The 3357-nt window shown below is 52.6% G+C and carries 3 protein-coding genes and 1 pseudogene; 1 reads left to right on the top strand and 3 read right to left on the bottom strand.

Annotated features, from left to right (window positions below; translation table 11 throughout):
• A partial coding sequence (locus tag DS901_RS06620; protein WP_258546668.1) for a hypothetical protein occupies nt 1-405 on the bottom strand: 405 nt, incomplete at its 3' end.
• Between the two features lie 78 nt (nt 406-483).
• Nucleotides 484-849 carry an HNH endonuclease gene (locus tag DS901_RS06615; RefSeq protein WP_113776157.1) on the bottom strand — a complete coding sequence of 122 codons (366 nt, stop codon included), beginning with the start codon at nt 847-849 and terminating at the stop codon, nt 484-486.
• A gap of 514 nt (nt 850-1363) precedes the next feature.
• On the opposite strand from DS901_RS06615, the gene DS901_RS06610 reads away from it, so the two are divergent.
• Nucleotides 1364-2911 (top strand): amidohydrolase family protein, encoded by a 1548-nt coding sequence (locus DS901_RS06610; protein ID WP_181820796.1) that lies wholly within the window; start codon nt 1364-1366, stop codon nt 2909-2911.
• Nucleotides 2912-2958: 47 nt separating this feature from the next.
• Here the strand turns inward: DS901_RS06610 and DS901_RS06605 are convergent.
• Nucleotides 2959-3357: pseudogene (locus DS901_RS06605) on the bottom strand (hypothetical protein); the annotation flags it as partial.

Genomic DNA, 3357 nt, shown 5'->3' with positions numbered 1-3357 from the left:
GCGTTGTTGTTTCACACCGATGCGCGGTGCTTTGGGTAAATCATCTGCGTCTTCCAGATCAGCAAGCGCCTTGGCACGGTCCCGCGTGGCCATCACTTTGCCAAGTTCTTTGATCGCAGAGACATTGCCCGCATTGGCCAGTTCGGCCAATTGGTGCACGCGCCAAAGTTCAAACCGATCACGCTGCATATCTGCGCGCTTGAGCTCAGAAAAATAATACTTGCGCAAAGTCGGCAGGGAAATCCCCAGTCCATTTGCGATCTCGCTTGTCACCATGCCCATCGCCAGACCCAAGATCACCTTGTCGGCAGAACTTTTTGACCATTTATGAGAGGGTCGTCCACGACGCCCTGAGGGCAGCGTGACAGCATCCCCAAAAAGGTCGATCGTCAAAATATCACGCATGTCGAAAAAAAATCTCCGGCTACTATCAGCGCGGGTCTAGGCAAATCAGGATCTCTGACTTTTGACCTACCCCCCCGGTTAGGCGAGGCCGCGCCGCTCTAAGCTTTGTTTGGTGCTATCGTGGTAGGCTTTGGATACGGATTGCAGGTTGTCGATGTTCCAGAACAACCGTTCATCACCGCGATGCGGCACCTTGTGGTCAACCACCGCGCTGTCTTCAGCCGGATAGGTTCCGATCAGCAGCACGCCCGTTTGCTGGCAGGTGTATCCGTCGCGTTTGAGCACAACCAACCGCAGCTTTTGCCACCGCGCCGTTTTGTACCAAGCGCGCCAGCTTTGATCGCGGTCGCGTGATCGCGAGCGATCCGTCTCAGACTGAGGTGCCACGACAAGGCGCGGCCTCGCTGCGCGCAAGCGTGAACCAACAGACGAAAGCCTCACCATCGCCACCCTCCAAACGCAAAGCGCCCGACTGGAAAATCCAATCGGGCGCAGATGTGTTGACGGTTGCTTAGCAAGACGAGCTAGGAATCCGTCAATAAGTTTTTGCAATGCGGATGGTGCGTGGCAGATGGATGTGAGTGGAAACGCTGAACACGCAGCAAGCTCGTTAGGTTAGGTTTGCTTGAATCTTAAATGCACTCACATGCACCGCGAGGAAGAAGCCGCGAAGTGGACCTTTGGTGTATCAGAGTATGTTGGCTAATATCCCAAATGACTATTGTTTTCATGTAGATTTTAAACTTTAGGTTGATTTCAGAAAAGAAATCCGCACAATTTCTCATATCCATTTTATTGAAAGGTTCTTTGTTTCATGAATCGTCGTAGGTTTCTAAAGAGTACAGTCGCGGCACCGGCATTAACGCTTGCTGCTTGTGGTTACACTAGAGAAGAGGAAGAGCTGTTCCTGTCACGTTGCGAATTCACGTCAGAGCGAACAGGCCCACTCGTAGTCGACATGCACTGCCATTTATTGAACGCGCTAGATGCTGATTATGCCGCATTTGTTGATCGCCGTTTTTTGCGCTCGGGGTCGGTTTTATTGCCTGGCCTATTGCGTCGCATCCGTGCACGTATTGATTCCGACACGGTTTCGGCGCGTCGTGAGGCAAATTTACTATTGAAACGCATGCGAGAACCAGCCGCTCCCGAAGACCAATTTTGCAGACAGGGTTTGCCGAGCGATCTTGATATTCTAGTGACGAATGACGGATTAGAAAGCACACCTGATAGCACTTTGGGAGATGGACGCTTCACCGGGTTTTTCACGTCTCGGACGCGCAATGCCGCAATTCTTCTCACCCAGTTTCAGCAGGTCGACCTATTTGTTCCCGCGATTGTTGATTTCTATGAAGGGGATACCCTGAGTTACCCCGAACCGGACGAACAGATGCAGTACTACTCTGCATTGGCATTTGCATCCAAAGGCCGATTTTTGCCGATGGTTTCGTTCCATCCGGAACGCTATGCAATTGAGCAAATGGATTTACATGCGTTTACCAACTTAGATCTTGTGCGCGCTTCCATTGAAAACGCCGGAGCGGTAGGTGTCAAAGTGCACCCTTCTGCTGGGTTCGATCCCTTGAGCAACCTAGAATACGCAGCATTGTCAGGGCGGGTAAATGGGATGGAATGCGGCGAGTACCGCGAAACAGATTTCAATCGAGCGCTTCATAGGCTCATGGATGAAGGTATGCAAAGGCTCTATGCGCTTTGCGATGAACTCGATGTTCCTATCCTGACACACGGAGCGCCATCCCTTGCGGCAAACCCGGATTGCATGATGGAAGATGACGACCCGAATAATTGGACGAACTCGACAAGCCATTGGATTGAAGCTGTCCGCAGAAATCCTGAAGTGAATCCGCGTGTGGCCTTTGCACATTTAGCAGGCGGACCAGGATCCATAGAGGGTCTTGCTGCACATGCAGGCGAGGAAGGGCACAATCATGGATCTTACTTTGACGCGCGTACCGACGATGGTTACCGACCTTCGCCGTGGCTCCAGACGGCACTCAATGCATTAGGATCTGATAAAGGCGATATTTGGCTTGATGCAAGTGTGCAAAATGAGATTGCATACTCACGCGCCGCACTTGAAAATAAAAATGCCGGATTACCGCTTTGGTCAAGCACACTGAGGGGCCAAGATCTTTTTGATGAGGCCACAAAGGACATGGGCCGCCTAGCAAACTGGTTTGGGTCCCTATTTGAGGACTATCCTGCGCTACGCCGAAGGATGATGTATGGCTCTGATCTACACATGCCGAGTGTCGGCCTCGTTTCAGGCGGAGATGCTTACCTTAAATTGATCCAAAGCAGTTTGCCTGAAACAGGGGATACCCGTGAGCGTGTGATGGGATTAAATGCTGCTGAATTTTTGGGTTTGAAACGCGGACGGCAAACACGCACGCGCCTTGAAAGATTTTTCTCACGTGTTGGCGTTCCGTTAGAAGAAATTCCGTGGGTTAAAAAAGTTGACGAAGCCGAGGCCAGAATAGTCTGATTGCTGCGAAAAACAAAATTTACGGCAAAGCAAACACCGGCGAAAAATCATACCACCCACGGCCGCAGCGGTGGCAGCTTGTCACCGACAACCCAAGACGTCAGATCGTTTCCAATCTGGAATGACGTGCGCAATTCCAACAATGCCGTCCGGAACAGCAGCCAATGACGCCGCCGCGATGCCCTTTCAGCTGCGTCACCACGGATGATAATCGGGCAGTAGAGCACGGCATCTGCCACACGCACGCCCTTGCGATTGACCCGCTCCTGCGCAGGCCAGCCCTTCGGGCCAAGATCAGCGGCATCTGCTGTCTTGGCTGTGCGACCATGCCGGTTGGTGAACCAGTCGCGCGGGATGACCGATGTCTCCACCCGCCACTCTGGCAGCGTGCCGGCGCGCGCATGTTCCGCGATTGTGAGTGCCATGCGCTGACCACCGCAGCCTTC

This window comes from Loktanella sp. D2R18 (assembly GCF_003318235.1).
Classification (GTDB): Bacteria; Pseudomonadota; Alphaproteobacteria; order Rhodobacterales; family Rhodobacteraceae; genus Yoonia.
This window is presented reverse-complemented; position numbering and strand designations above follow the sequence as displayed.